Below are 13,353 nucleotides of genomic sequence, written 5' to 3' on the forward strand. Positions count from 1 at the left end.
ACCTTGTCTCGCTTGGACCCAAACCCCACGGGAGGCAATTCTGCGGGCCCCTTGGTGTAGGTACTGTGCACACGCTGCATCATCAACCCGCTCGCCGAGGGTTGTGATAGAGATCAGCGAACATGTCGGCCATGGCCTCTTCGCTGGGCTCGTCCTGCAACTGCACACTGACCGCGCGGCTGACCAACTGGTGCGCGCGCGGCAGGTGCAGGTCGTCAGGAATGCGCGGGCCATCGGTAAGGTAGGCCACGGGCAGTTCATGACTGATGGCAAGGCTCAGCACATCACCGAGGCTGGCCGTTTCATCGAGTTTGGTCAGGATACAACCGGCCAGCCCGCAGCGCTTGTAGCTGTGGTAGGCGGCGGTCAGCACCTGCTTCTGGCTGGTGGTTGCCAATACCAGGTAGTTCTTGGCGGCAATGCCACGACCGGCCAGGGTTTCCAGTTGCATGCGCAGGGCCGGGTCGCTGGCTTGCAGGCCGGCGGTGTCGATCAACACCACGCGCTTGCGCAACAGCGGCTCCAGCGCCTGGGCCAGCGACTGGCCTGGATCGACGTAGGTCACCGGTACATTGAGGATACGACCCAAGGTCTTGAGCTGCTCCTGCGCGCCGATACGGAAGCTGTCCATGCTCACCAGCGCCAGGTTCTGCGGGCCGTACTTGAGCACGTAGCGGGCGGCCAGCTTGGCCAGGGTGGTGGTCTTGCCCATGCCGGCCGGGCCGACCATGGCGATGACACCGCCCTCCTCGATCGGCTCGACCTCGGGCACTTCGATCATCCGTGCCAAGTGCGCCAGCAGCATGCGCCAAGCCTGGCGCGGCTCTTCGATTTCGCCCGTCAGATCCAGCAGCTCGCGAGCGATCGGACCGGACAGGCCAATACGCTGCAGTCGACGCCAGAGGTTGGCCTGCTGCGGCTTGCTGCCCTGCAACTGGCTCCAGGCCAGCGAGCCAAGCTGCACTTCCAGCAGCTCGCGCAGCCCCGACAGCTCCGAGCGCATGGCATCGAACAAACGCGGGTCGACCGGCGCCGGCGCAGGTGCCGCGGCAGGGGCCGGCATGTCGACGTGAGGCTCGATCAAAGGCTCCGAGGCAGTCAACGACTGCCCGGCGAACAATTGGCGATTGCCTTCGGCTGTGTCATCACGGTTGTCCAGCTCAGCCTGGACGTTGGCAATGCGCGACTGGGTCTTGCGCAGCTCTTGCTCAAGCTCGGCATTGGGCACACGCGGAGCCAGGGCCGACAGTTTGTAGTCCAGCGCAGCCGTCAGTTCGACACCACCGGCAATACGGCGGTTACCGATGATGGCGGCATCGGAGCCAAGCTCATCCCGGACCAGCTTCATGGCCTGACGCATATCGGCGGCGAAAAAACGCTTAACTTGCATAACCCACTACCTCAGCCGTTAGGGCCCACAGTGGCAACGATGGTGACTTGCTTGTTATCCGGTATTTCCTGATACGCCAGAACATGCAAATTCGGTACAGCCAGACGACCGAAGCGCGACAGCATGGCTCGGATCGGGCCCGCTACCAGGAGGATGGCCGGCAGGCCTTGCATCTCTTGGCGCTGGGCAGCTTCGATCAACGAACGCTGCAGCTTTTCGGCCATGCTCGGTTCCAGAAGAACACCGTCTTCCTGACCTTGTCCGGCCCTTTGCAGACTATTGAGCAAAATCTGTTCCAACCTTGGCTCAAGGGTGATGACAGGCAGCTCGGACTCAACGCCGACAATGCTTTGCACGATGGCGCGACACAATCCGACGCGCACTGCAGCCACCAATGCGGCGGTATCTTGACTCTTGCTGGCATTGTTGGCGATGGCCTCGGCAATACTGCGAATGTCACGCACCGGCACCTGCTCGGAAAGTAATGCCTGCAGGACCTTGAGCAACCCCGACAAGGAAATGACACCCGGGACCAACTCCTCGGCAAGTTTAGGCGATGCCTTGGCCAACACCTGCAAGAGCTGCTGGACTTCCTCGTGGCCGATCAGCTCGTGGCAATGTTTCTGCAGGATCTGGTTGAGATGGGTGGCGACCACGGTACTGGCGTCCACCACGGTGTAGCCCAGCGACTGCGCCTGGGCACGCTGGCCGATGTCGATCCACACCGCTTCCAGGCCGAATGCCGGGTCACGTGCGGCGATACCATTGAGCGTCCCGAACACCTGACCGGGGTTGATGGCCAGTTCGCGGTCCGGGTAGATCTCGGCTTCGGCCAGGATCACCCCCATCAGCGTCAGGCGGTAGGCGCTGGGCTGCAGGTCCAGGTTGTCGCGAATATGCACGGTAGGCATGAGAAAGCCCAGGTCCTGGGAGAGCTTCTTGCGCACGCCCTTGATCCGCGCCAACAACTGGCCACCCTGGTTGCGGTCGACCAGCGGAATCAACCGATAGCCGACTTCCAGGCCGATCATGTCGATGGGCGTGACATCGTCCCAGCCCAGTTCCTTGGTCTCCAGTGCACGCTGCGGCGACGGCAGCAGGTCCTGTTGACGCTGCACCTCTTCCTGGGCCTTGATCTTGGCCTTCTGCTGCTTCTTCCACACCAGATAGGCACCCCCGCCTGCCAGCAGCCCGAGGCTGAGGAAGGCGATGTGCGGCATGCCCGGGACCAGGCCCATGACGATCATCAACGCACCGGAAACCGCCAGGGCCTTGGGCGAATCGAACATCTGCCGGTTGATCAACTTGCCCATGTCCTCGGAGCCCGAGGCACGGGTAACCATGATCGCCGCCGCCGTGGACAGCAGCAGTGATGGCAGCTGCGCCACCAAACCGTCACCGATGGTCAGCAGGGCGTACACCTTGCCGGCGTCGCCGAACGACATGCCATGCTGCAGCATACCGATCAGCATGCCGCCGATCAGGTTGATGAACAGGATCAGCAGACCGGCGATGGCGTCGCCGCGCACGAACTTGCTGGCACCGTCCATCGAGCCATAGAACTCGGCCTCCTGCGCCACCTCGGCGCGGCGCGCCTTGGCCTGGGCCTGGTCGATCAGGCCGGCGTTGAGGTCGGCGTCGATGGCCATCTGTTTGCCGGGCATCGCGTCCAGGGTAAAACGCGCGCTGACTTCGGAGATACGCCCGGCACCCTTGGTCACCACCACGAAGTTGATGATCATGAGGATGGCGAACACCACCGCACCGACCACATAGTTACCACCGATCACCACTTCGCCGAAGGCCTGGATCACCTTACCGGCAGCGCCATGTCCCTCCTGGCCGTGGAGCATGACCACCCGGGTGGAAGCGACGTTGAGCGCCAGGCGCAGCAGCGTGGCGACCAGCAGAATGGTGGGGAACGCGGCAAAGTCGAGCGGGCGCAGGGCGTAGACGCAGACCAGCAGCACGACGATCGACAATGCGATGTTGAAGGTGAAGAACACGTCGAGCAGGAACGGCGGGATCGGCAACATCATCATTGCCAACATCACCAGCAACAGCAGCGGCACGCCCAGGTTGCCCCGACCGAGACCGGCCAGGTTGTTGCGGGCGTTGCTGATTAACTGAGTGCGATCCACCGCGATTCCTCTTCAAGCAAAACTTTGACGCCCAAGGGGGCGCTTGGGCGTGGCTTTGCAAGAAGCTTTCCAACTTTGCGGGTTTTGCCTATGGCTCGGGGAATTCAGCGTTTTTAGGACCCAGCGCCGCCCGCGCGGTGCATCGCGGAGCACGGCGCCTAGAAACGCAGGGGCGGGACAGCGCTCGACCTCACTCCCAGTCCCATCACCAATCCCAGCTCAGCTATCGCGCCGCAGGTCCGGCGGAATCGGCAGGTCGTCCTTGAGCGGATCCGGCCGCTTGCCCTTGCCCGCACGGTACTGGCGGATCTGGAATACATAGGCCAACACCTGCGCGACCGCCAGGTACAACCCTGCAGGGATCTCCTGCTCAAGCTCGGTAGAGTAGTAAATGGCTCGGGCCAGAGCGGGCGACTCAAGGATCTGCACCTTGTGCTCGATACCGATCTCACGAATCTTCAAGGCAACGAAATCAGTGCCCTTGGCCACCAGCAAGGGCGCTACTCCACCCTTCTCGGGGTCGTACTGCAAGGCCACCGCATAGTGCGTCGGGTTGGTGATGATCACGTCAGCCTCTGGCACCGCCGCCATCATGCGCCGCTGCGATATCTCCCGCTGCAGCTGACGGATACGCTGCTTCACCTCCGGCTTGCCTTCGGTGTCCTTGTACTCGTCCCGCACTTCCTGCTTGGTCATCTTCAATTTCTTGTGCGTCTGGTACAGCTGGAACGGCACGTCGACCGCGGCGATCAGCAATAACCCCGCCGCCATCCACAAGGCACTCCACCCCACCACCTGAACGCTATGGATGATCGCCTGGTCCAGCGGCTCGTTGGCAATCGACAGCAAGGCCTGGCGGTCAGACGCTAATACCAGCAGCGCCACGACCAGAATCACGAAAAACTTGGCAATCGCCTTGAGCAATTCGGTAAGCGCATGCATCGAGAACATCCGCTTGATCCCCGCCAACGGGTTCATTCGGCTGAACTTGGGTTGCAGCAGGCTGCCGGAGAACAGGAACCCGCCCAGGGCAATGGGCGCGACGAACGAGATGACGAACAACAGAATCAACACCGGCTGGCTCGCCCAGATCGCCATCTTGCCCGAGGCCAGCAGAAACGCGCCCATCGAACGCTCATCGACGATCACCTCGCGGGTCAGGCTGAAGTTCAGGCGCATCATTTCGAGCAAGGTCTCGGCCATGTAGCCGCCGAACGCCAACAATCCGCCGGCCCCGGCCAGGGTCACGGCCACGGTGTTCAGTTCCTTGGAACGGGCAATCTCACCTTTTTCGCGCGCGTCGCGCTTGCGCTTGTCGGTGGGTTCTTCTGTCTTGTCCTGACCGCTCTCGCTCTCAGCCATGCTCAGCGCGCCCTTGCCAGCTCACGCAGCCATTGCAGCGCTTCGCTGGCCAATGCCTGGTAGTGGGAAAGAATATCGGCTAGACCCACCCAGAAAATACCCATACCCAGCACCAAGGTGAGTGGGAAGCCGATGGAAAAGATGTTCAACTGCGGCGCGGCACGGGTCATCACGCCGAAGGCGATGTTCACCACCAACAAGGCGGCGATTGCCGGCAGGATCAGCAACAAACCCGCACCGAACACCCAGCCCAGCCGGCCAGCCATTTCCCAGAAATGAGTGACGACCAGCGCGTTGCCCACCGGCAAGGTGGTGAAGCTCTCGGTCAAGACCTCGAACACCACCAGGTGGCCGTTCATCACCAGGAACAACACACTCACCAGCATGGTCATGAACTGGCTGACCACCGCTACGTTGACGCCGTTGGCCGGGTCCACCATCGACGCGAAGGCCATACCCATCTGGATCGCAATGATCTGACCGGCGATCACGAACGCCTGGAACAACAGCTGCAATGAGAAACCGAACAACGCACCGACAATGATCTGCTCGCCACACAGCAGCAGGCCACGAAGGCTCAAAGGGTCGAATTCAGGCAGCGGCGGCAGACCCGGGACGATCACCACGGTGATGGCCAAGGCAGCGTAAAGACGCACCCGCGCCGGCAGCATCCGCGTGCCGAAGATCGGCATGGTCATCAGCACGGCCGTCACGCGAAACAGTGGCAGGACGAAGGTGGCGACCCAAGTGCCGATCTGCGCGTCGGTCAGCTCCAGCATGCCTGCCTCACCCGATCAGTTGCGGAATGCTGGAGTACAGGCCGGTGATGTACTCCATGAACTTCTGCACCAGCCATGGCCCGGCGACGATCAGCGTCACCAGCATCACCAGCAGGCGCGGCAGGAAGCTCAGGGTCTGTTCGTTGATCTGGGTGGCAGCCTGGAACATCGCCACCACCAGGCCGACCAACAGGCTCGGCACCACCAACACGGCAACCATCAGCGTGGTTAGCCAGAGGGCATCGCGAAACAGGTCGACGGCTACTTCTGGGGTCATGCAAGACTCTCCTTGACAGCGTCAGACGCCGCCGAAACTGCCGGCCAGTGTGCCCATGATCAGCGCCCAGCCGTCGACCAGCACGAACAGCATGATCTTGAACGGCAACGAAATGATCAGCGGCGACAGCATCATCATACCCATGGCCATCAGCACGCTGGCGACCACCATGTCGATGATCAGGAACGGGATGAAGATCATGAAGCCGATCTGGAACGCGGTCTTGAGCTCGGAGGTGACGAAGGCTGGCACCAAAATGGTCAGCGGCACCTGGTCGGGGCCTGCGATGTCGGTCCGCTTGGACAGGCGCATGAACAGGTCCAGGTCGCTCTGCCGGGTCTGTGCCAGCATGAAGTCCTTGAGCGGCCCCTGGGCCTTGTCGATGGCCTGCTGAGCAGTCATCTGCTCGGCCAGGTAAGGCTGCAGGGCATCCTTGTTCACCCGGTCGAACACGGGCGCCATGATGAACAGGGTCAAGAACAGCGCCATGCCCGTCAGCACCTGGTTGGACGGCGTCTGCTGCAGGCCCAGGGCCTGGCGCAAGATGGAGAAGACGATGATGATCCGGGTGAAGCTGGTCATCAGGATGACGAACGCTGGAATGAAGCTCAGCGCCGTCATGATCAGCAGGATCTGCAGGCTGACCGAATACTCCTGCTGCCCGTCAGGGGTGTTGGACAGGGTGATGGCCGGAATCGACAGCGGGTCGGCTGCCACGGCCAATGGCGCAGCCAGCAGCAGCGCCACTGGCAACAGAATGCTCAACAGTAAGCGCAGTGCGCCGGTCATCACTTCTTGTCCTTCTGATCCTTGCCCATCAGCTCCAGAAGGCGCTGGGCAAACTCGGGTGCCGCCGCACGTGCGTCAGCGGGCACATCCACAGGTTCGGCCATGACATGCAAGGTTTCGATGCTGCCGGGGCTGTGGCCGATCAGCACCTGTTCCTTGCCAATCTGCACCAACAACAGCCGGTCACGCGGACCGATGGAACGACTGCCGACGATCTCGATCACCTGCCCGCCCCTGGGCGCAGCGCCCTGCAGGCGTCGCAGCAGCCAGGCCAGAAAGAAGATCAGGCCAACCACCAGCAACAGGCCGAATACCATCTGTGCCAGTTGACCACCCAGGCTACCGGGCGCGGCAGCCGCTGGCGATACAGGGGTCGGCGTTGCCGCGGCAATCGCCACCTCGCTGGCGAGCAAGGTGGCCAGGGCCATGACAGCCCGCATCATGCCCTTCACTCAGCGCAGCTTCTTGATACGTTCGCTGGGGCTGATCACGTCGGTCAGGCGAATGCCGAACTTCTCGTTGACCACGACCACCTCGCCATGGGCGATCAGCGTGCCATTGACCAGCACGTCGAGCGGCTCACCGGCCAGGCGGTCGAGTTCGATCACAGACCCCTGGTTGAGCTGCAGCAGGTTGCGGATGTTGATTTCGGTGCTGCCCACTTCCATCGAAATGCTCACCGGAATATCCAGGATCACATCCAGGTTCGGGCCGTCCAGGCTGACGTTCTCCTTGGGTTTGGGCGAGCTGGCGAACTCCTCCATCGGCAGGCGACCGGCGCCACCGTTGCCGCTGTCGCCGCCGAGCAAGGCGTCGATGTCGGCCTGACCGGCGTCGCCGGACTGCTCCAGGGCAGCAGCCCACTCATCGGCCAGGGCCTGATCTTCTGGGGAGGTGATCTCGTTTTCGTTAGCCATGATGTCCTCGACAGGCATTCAATTCGTGGAGAGCGACCGACGCGCCTTCAGCGGCGCTCGATCGGGTCGATGATCTGCAGTGCCAGGTTGCCTTTGTGCGAGCCCAAGCGGGCCTTGAACGACGGCACGCCATTGGCACGCAGCACCAGGTGTTCAGGCAGTTCCACCGGAATGACGTCACCGGGCTGCATGTGCAGCACATCGCGCAACTTCAACTGGCGACGGGCAACCGTGGCGCTCAATGGCACGGACACATCGAGCACGTCTTCGCGCAAGGCCTTGACCCAGCGCTCGTCCTGGTCGTCCAGATCGGATTGGAAACCGGCGTCGAGCATCTCGCGCACCGGCTCGATCATCGAATAAGGCATGGTCACGTGCAAATCGCCGCCGCCACCGTCCAGTTCGATATGGAAGGTCGACACCACCACCGCCTCGCTCGGGCCGACGATGTTGGCCATGGCCGGGTTGACCTCCGAGTTGATGTACTCGAAGTTGACCGGCATGATCGCCTGCCAGGCTTCCTTGAGGTCGACGAAGCACTGGTCCAGCACCATGCGGACCACGCGCAGCTCGGTCGGCGTGAATTCACGGCCCTCGATCTTGGCGTGACGACCGTCACCACCGAAGAAGTTGTCCACCAGCTTGAATACCAGCTTGGCGTCGAGAATGAACAACGAGGTGCCACGCAACGGCTTGATCTTCACCAGGTTCAGGCTGGTAGGCACGTACAGCGAATGCACGTACTCGCCGAACTTCATCACCTGCACGCCACCGACGGCCACGTCAGCCGAGCGGCGCAGCAGGTTGAACATGCTGATGCGGGTGTAGCGGGCAAAGCGCTCGTTGATCATTTCCAGGGTCGGCATGCGACCACGGACGATCCGATCCTGGCTGGTCAGATCGTAGCTCTTGATGCTGCCGGGCTCGGCAGCGCTCTCGGTCTGTACCAGCCCATCGTCGACGCCATGCAACAGGGCGTCGATTTCATCCTGGGACAGCAGGTCCTGTACGGCCATTGCGGACTCCTACTGCAATACGAAATTGGTGAACAGCAACTGGTCGACGACCGGTTTGCCGACTTCCTTCTGGGCAACTTCCTGCACCACCGCGGTGGCTTTCTGGCGCAGCATCTCCTGCCCCACGGGGCTGCCGGCCAACGTGTCGAAGCCCTGTCCGGAGAACATCATCACCAGGTTGTTGCGGATCACCGGCATGTGCACCTTCAGTGCATCCAGGTCTGCCTGGTTGCGACCTTGCATGGTGATGCTCACCTGCATGTAGCGCTGGCGGCCGTTCTGGTTGAAGTTGACGACAAAGGCAGGGGCCAGTGGCTCGTAGATCGCGGCAGGCTTGATGTTGCTCGCGGTCGGCTCGGCGGCCGGTGCGGGTTCGCTCTTGTGCATGATGAACCAGGTGGCACCTACAGACAGGCCAACCGCCAGCAGCAAGGCCAGCACCAGCAGCAAGATCAACTTGAGTTTGCCTTTAGAGGCGGGGTCTTTCACTGCGTCGCTCTTCGCCATGCCAATAATCCGTCGTCCATCAGGGTTTCAAATGAGGATGACGTGGCTTGAGCAAGTGTTATGCCAGATTTGACATAGCGGGCATGACGGATGCCAGACGGGGGATGGAGATCGAGCGCCGCCCGCGCGGCGCATCGCCAGCAAGGCTCGCCCCTACGTTTGTTTCGGACCCCTGATTCCTGTGGGATGTGCGCGCGACCGCTTTGGTGCTCGGCGCGATAACGCGTGCGTCTGCAGGAGCGAGCCTTGCTCACGATGCGCCGCGCGGGCGGCGCTCGACCTCACCCCACCACAACCCTCAGGCGTAGTAGTCGACCGCACTGTCGCCGATGACAACCTGCTGCTCAACCGGGCGTGAAGCCTCGGCAATCTCACCTTGCTCAGCGCCACCCTGGCCACGCCGCGCCGCGACCCCGGACAACTGCGACCCCTGCTGCTGAGCCTGCTGTTGCTGCTGCCCACGCGACTGGTCGGCCACGTTCACATCCGGTTGCGCCAGCCCCTGCTGGGCGAACAGCTCGCGCAAACGGTGCACCTGACTGTCCAATGCATCACGCACGCCGGCATGGCCACTGATGAAGGTCACCTGGGTCGACTGGTCCGCCGCCACATTGACGCGAATGTCCAAGCGCCCCAGCTCAGCAGGTTCCAGCTGGATATCCGCCGACTTGAGATTCTGGCTGGACAGGTACATGACCCGGTTCACCAAACCTTCGGTCCAGGCGCTCTGGTGCATGGCCAGCGGCTGGTGCAGCGGGCTGCTGGTCACCGGCACCGCATTGGCGGTCTTGGCCGTGGCGGCCTGGGTCAGGTTGGCCAGGCGGTTGGCAAAATCGTCCACACGGGTATCACTGCTGGCGCCCTTGGTGTCTTTCAACCCGTCTTCGAGCAGTGCACTGAATGCCTTCTCACCGGTTTCCGACTGCCCGCTGTCAGCCTCCGGCTTCTCGACCATGTTCGCCAAGGTATTGACGGCCACCTGACCATCATCACTCTGCGCCTGAGACGCATCGGCAGCCGGGGCGGCATGTGCCGACACCGTGCCTTTGGCCTGCGCGCTCTGCTCAAGGGCCAGGCGCAGGGTCGGCAAGTTGGCCAGCGGGTCGACCTCTGGATCGAACGCTTGCATCTCTGGTTCTTCCGGCAATGGGCTGACCAGCTGCGGTTTGACAGGCTGCGCCGCAGCCTGCAGCACCGGTGCCACCGCTTCTGCCTGGGCCTGGATCAGTTGCGCGCCTGGCTGTGCGTCGGTGACCTGGCCAGCGACCAGGCTCGCGTCCAGCACGCTCAAATCATTGACTGGCGCAGCATTCGCCTCGGCATCGACATTAGCACCGGCCTGGCTTTGATCGTCCGCTGGCAATTTATTGCCGCCATCGGCAACACCTGGCTTGTCGGCAGTTTCTTTCTTGCCGTCCTGGGTCGCCTCAGGCTTGTCCTTCGGCTTGGCTGCCGCAGCCTTGTCATCTCGGGCAGGCACGGTGTCACGGCCCTGCTTGGCCATCACCTGGTCAAAGCCGCCGCCCTGCCCGCCCGCCGCCTGCGGCGACTTGTCGACCACCGAGCCGACCCCGCGCGACGGCTTGCCCACGGCGTTGGCTTGCAACAAAGGATTGGATGCGACAGGCATCGAGAGGTCTCCGCGCCGAATACAAAAAAAACGTCTGGGCAAAGACAGGCAAAACTCGCGCCAAGTCGCAATTCAACCGGCGGAAACGCGCGCGCGCTCACCACGATAGAAGCGTTGAACCTCCAGGTATTCCTGGTCGATTCGATTGATCAGGTCTTCGATGCCATACAACGGCTGCTGCCTGACCCGCTCTTCCAGCTCATGGCACAAGCTCGCCAGGCCGACCGCGCCCATGTTGCTGCTACTGCCCTTGAAGCTGTGAGCTGCAATACCGAGCTCATGGGCATTCCTGGCCTCGTGCAGCTGGCTCAACCGTCGTTCGGAGTCTTCCAGGAAAGTCTCCAGCAATTGCAGGTAGCCATCTTCCATGACCTCCTGCAAATCGCTGAGCACCTTGAAGTCAATATGCATGTCAGTCACTTGTTCACTCCTTGATCAAGCTGGATTATGCCTGAGCCGTCCCACGACTCACCATTGGGCTTACCAGTCGAAGCAGACCCGCGCGCAACGCCCACCCTCGATCCATTGGGCACTGTCACCCAGCCGCTGCACCAGCCCCAGGCCGCGACCGCTGAGCCCCTGCTCCTGGGGCGTGCGGGACAACACCTGGCAAACATCGAAGCCCGCGCCAGTGTCACGCACCTCAATGGTCAGACGCCCGCCACGCTCCAGCGGCTCAACCCGCAGGTCGATCCGCACATGGCCTTCGACCAACGAAGCCAATCGCCGGGCGCGTTCCTGATAATAGTTGGCAAAACCCTGAACATCACGCTTGAGCCGCGAATCCAGGCCCAGCACACCATGTTCCAGGGCATTCGAATACAGCTCACTGAGCACGCTGTGCAAACGACCGGTACTGGGCCGAAGGCCATGGATCTCTTGCAGCAATTGGACCAGGTATGGCACCGGATTGAACCGCTTGAGGCTTTCACCCCGCAGCTCGAACCCCAACGACCAGTCCAAAGGACTGGAACGCCCGCTGTCAGAGTACAACGTCGGCGCAGGCACCTTCTCGCCTGGGGCGAACATGCGGATGTCGCACAGACTGATGTCATCCCTGGGCCGTCCGCCAAAGCGTTTGAGCGCCTGCATGACCTCTTCGAACAGCAGGCTGGGGTCACGGTTGTCGGCCAGCACCTGACGCAGGCGCTGCACACCGAACAGACGCTCTTGGTCATCGGCCGTATCGACCACGCCATCGGAGAGCAGCAACAAGCGCTCGCCCGGCGCTAGCGGAAGCACTTCGGTACTGTCGTCGAAACGCTCTGGAGCCAGAATGCCGAGCGGCAGGTGACGCGAGCTGAGCACCGATAGCACCTCGCCACTAGCCGACAACCGGTAACCGTCAGGCATACCGCCGTTCCAGACTTCCACCAAACCGCGCTGCACGCTGAGACTGAGCAACAGCACGCACGCGAACATGTCCACTGGCAGGATACGCTTGAGCTTGGCGTTCATTTCGCGCAGGGTCTGCGCCAGCCCATAGCCCTTGGCGGTCATGCCATAGAACACCTCTGCCAGTGGCATGGCGCCGACGGCAGCGGGCAGGCCATGGCCAGTGAAGTCCCCCAGCAATACATGCATGTCACCGGAAGGCGTGAAGGCCGCCAGCAACAAATCGCCATTGAACAAAGCGTAGGGCGATTGCAGGTAGCGAATGTTGGAAGCGGACAGGCAGCCGGAGTGCGCCACCTTGTCGAACACCGCCTTGGCGACCCGCTGTTCGTTCAGCAGGTGATGGTGATGGCGGGCGATCTGGTCGCGCTGTTCAAGCACCGTGGCCTGCAGGCGACGCAGGCGGTCCATCGCTCGGATCTTGGCGCCGAGAATCACCGCGCTGTACGGTTTGGCCATGAAGTCGTCGCCCCCGGCCTCCAGGCAGCGCACCAAGGCATCCTCCTCACTCAACGAGGTGAGAAAGATGATCGGCACCAACGCCTCTCCCGCCAGGGCCTTGATCTGCCGCGCGGCCTCGAAGCCATCCATCACCGGCATGAGTGCATCGAGCAACACCAGTTGCGGTCGCCGCTCGATGAACAGCGCCACCGCCTGCTCTCCGTTTTCAGCGGTAAACACCTGGTGCCCCTGGCGCCGGACGATTTGCGCGAGCAGCAGACGATCGGCCGCGCCGTCCTCCGCCACCAGCACGGTCAACGCCTGATCAGTCGCCATCGCGACACTCAACTGATGTCGAACAGTTTTTCGAAATTGGAGATCGCCAGAATCTTGCGCACATCATCGCTGGCGTGCACTACTCTCACGTCCGATTCGTCGCCGCCGGCGTGGTCACGCAGCAACAGCAGCATGCCGAGCGCGGAACTGTCCAGGTAGGTAGCGTCCTTGAGATCGACGACCACCGAGTCGGGTCGACGATCCTGGCGCTCGTAAGCATCCCTGAATTCCTGATGCTTGCCGAAATCGAAGCGCCCCTTGATCTTGATCGTCAGTTTTTTTCCGTCCTGCGAAAAATCACTCTCGACTGCCATGCTAGCGATTCCTTCGATGATGGCGAATGCAACTCTTCAATGTTTAGCAGCCACTGGCA

The 13,353-nt window shown here is 62.1% G+C and carries 14 protein-coding genes; all 14 read right to left on the bottom strand.

Translation table 11 applies throughout. The features are described from left to right. Nucleotides 1-82: 82 nt before the first annotated feature. The 14 genes from flhF to P3R38_RS17435 all read right to left on the bottom strand — a co-directional run bounded on the left by flhF (nt 83) and on the right by P3R38_RS17435 (nt 13,294). Nucleotides 83-1,390, bottom strand: a complete 1,308-nt coding sequence (gene flhF / locus P3R38_RS17370) for a flagellar biosynthesis protein FlhF (RefSeq protein WP_023381511.1) — start codon at nt 1,388-1,390, stop codon at nt 83-85. Between the two features lie 11 nt (nt 1,391-1,401). Continuing rightward, nucleotides 1,402-3,531, bottom strand: coding sequence for a flagellar biosynthesis protein FlhA (gene flhA / locus P3R38_RS17375; protein WP_023381512.1), 2,130 nt, complete (start codon nt 3,529-3,531; stop codon nt 1,402-1,404). Nucleotides 3,532-3,750: 219 nt separating this feature from the next. Continuing rightward, nucleotides 3,751-4,893, bottom strand: a complete 1,143-nt coding sequence (gene flhB, locus P3R38_RS17380) for a flagellar biosynthesis protein FlhB (protein WP_023381513.1) — start codon at nt 4,891-4,893, stop codon at nt 3,751-3,753. Between the two features lie 2 nt (nt 4,894-4,895). Next, the gene (fliR, locus tag P3R38_RS17385; protein WP_023381514.1) at nt 4,896-5,672 is read right to left on the bottom strand and encodes a flagellar biosynthetic protein FliR; all 777 of its coding nucleotides are present in this window, start codon (nt 5,670-5,672) and stop codon (nt 4,896-4,898) included. 7 nt (nt 5,673-5,679) lie between these two features. Continuing rightward, nucleotides 5,680-5,949 (bottom strand): flagellar biosynthesis protein FliQ, encoded by a 270-nt coding sequence (fliQ, locus tag P3R38_RS17390; protein WP_023381515.1) that lies wholly within the window; start codon nt 5,947-5,949, stop codon nt 5,680-5,682. Nucleotides 5,950-5,970: 21 nt separating this feature from the next. Then, on the bottom strand, nt 5,971-6,738 hold the full coding sequence (gene fliP / locus P3R38_RS17395; protein WP_023381516.1) for a flagellar type III secretion system pore protein FliP: 768 nt from the start codon (nt 6,736-6,738) through the stop codon (nt 5,971-5,973). Beyond that, nucleotides 6,738-7,178, bottom strand: coding sequence for a flagellar biosynthetic protein FliO (fliO, locus tag P3R38_RS17400; RefSeq protein WP_041925711.1), 441 nt, complete (start codon nt 7,176-7,178; stop codon nt 6,738-6,740). The genes fliP and fliO overlap by 1 nt, the downstream gene beginning before the upstream one ends. Nucleotides 7,179-7,190: 12 nt before the next feature. Then, the gene (gene fliN, locus P3R38_RS17405; protein ID WP_023381518.1) at nt 7,191-7,655 is read right to left on the bottom strand and encodes a flagellar motor switch protein FliN; all 465 of its coding nucleotides are present in this window, start codon (nt 7,653-7,655) and stop codon (nt 7,191-7,193) included. 47 nt (nt 7,656-7,702) lie between these two features. Further along, nucleotides 7,703-8,671, bottom strand: coding sequence for a flagellar motor switch protein FliM (gene fliM, locus P3R38_RS17410; RefSeq protein WP_023381519.1), 969 nt, complete (start codon nt 8,669-8,671; stop codon nt 7,703-7,705). 9 nt (nt 8,672-8,680) lie between these two features. Then, nucleotides 8,681-9,178 carry a flagellar basal body-associated protein FliL gene (fliL, locus tag P3R38_RS17415; RefSeq protein ID WP_023381520.1) on the bottom strand — a complete coding sequence of 166 codons (498 nt, stop codon included), beginning with the start codon at nt 9,176-9,178 and terminating at the stop codon, nt 8,681-8,683. 298 nt (nt 9,179-9,476) lie between these two features. Next, the gene (locus tag P3R38_RS17420) at nt 9,477-10,808 is read right to left on the bottom strand and encodes a flagellar hook-length control protein FliK (RefSeq protein ID WP_023381521.1); all 1,332 of its coding nucleotides are present in this window, start codon (nt 10,806-10,808) and stop codon (nt 9,477-9,479) included. Between the two features lie 72 nt (nt 10,809-10,880). After that, the gene (locus P3R38_RS17425; RefSeq protein WP_277686464.1) at nt 10,881-11,228 is read right to left on the bottom strand and encodes an Hpt domain-containing protein; all 348 of its coding nucleotides are present in this window, start codon (nt 11,226-11,228) and stop codon (nt 10,881-10,883) included. 60 nt (nt 11,229-11,288) lie between these two features. Further along, complete coding sequence (locus P3R38_RS17430) at nt 11,289-12,980, bottom strand: fused response regulator/phosphatase (RefSeq protein ID WP_023381523.1); 1,692 nt, start codon at nt 12,978-12,980, stop codon at nt 11,289-11,291. Between the two features lie 8 nt (nt 12,981-12,988). Continuing rightward, entirely contained in the window at nt 12,989-13,294 is a 306-nt protein-coding gene (locus P3R38_RS17435; RefSeq protein ID WP_023381524.1) for an STAS domain-containing protein, read from the bottom strand. Between the last annotated feature and the right edge of the window lie 59 nt (nt 13,295-13,353).

The organism is Pseudomonas sp. NyZ480, assembly GCF_029537255.1.
GTDB lineage: Bacteria > Pseudomonadota > Gammaproteobacteria > Pseudomonadales > Pseudomonadaceae > Aquipseudomonas > Aquipseudomonas taiwanensis.

Coding starts and splice junctions, on each gene's coding strand:
- fliO (WP_041925711.1), bottom strand. CDS start 7,178: ATGCGGGCTGTCATGGCCCTGGCCACCTTGCTCGCCAGCGAGGTGGCG.
- flhB (WP_023381513.1), bottom strand. CDS start 4,893: ATGGCTGAGAGCGAGAGCGGTCAGGACAAGACAGAAGAACCCACCGAC.
- fliP (WP_023381516.1), bottom strand. CDS start 6,738: ATGACCGGCGCACTGCGCTTACTGTTGAGCATTCTGTTGCCAGTGGCG.
- fliM (WP_023381519.1), bottom strand. CDS start 8,671: ATGGCCGTACAGGACCTGCTGTCCCAGGATGAAATCGACGCCCTGTTG.
- flhF (WP_023381511.1), bottom strand. CDS start 1,390: ATGCAAGTTAAGCGTTTTTTCGCCGCCGATATGCGTCAGGCCATGAAG.
- P3R38_RS17435 (WP_023381524.1), bottom strand. CDS start 13,294: ATGGCAGTCGAGAGTGATTTTTCGCAGGACGGAAAAAAACTGACGATC.
- fliN (WP_023381518.1), bottom strand. CDS start 7,655: ATGGCTAACGAAAACGAGATCACCTCCCCAGAAGATCAGGCCCTGGCC.
- fliQ (WP_023381515.1), bottom strand. CDS start 5,949: ATGACCCCAGAAGTAGCCGTCGACCTGTTTCGCGATGCCCTCTGGCTA.
- fliL (WP_023381520.1), bottom strand. CDS start 9,178: ATGGCGAAGAGCGACGCAGTGAAAGACCCCGCCTCTAAAGGCAAACTC.
- fliR (WP_023381514.1), bottom strand. CDS start 5,672: ATGCTGGAGCTGACCGACGCGCAGATCGGCACTTGGGTCGCCACCTTC.
- P3R38_RS17430 (WP_023381523.1), bottom strand. CDS start 12,980: ATGGCGACTGATCAGGCGTTGACCGTGCTGGTGGCGGAGGACGGCGCG.
- P3R38_RS17420 (WP_023381521.1), bottom strand. CDS start 10,808: ATGCCTGTCGCATCCAATCCTTTGTTGCAAGCCAACGCCGTGGGCAAG.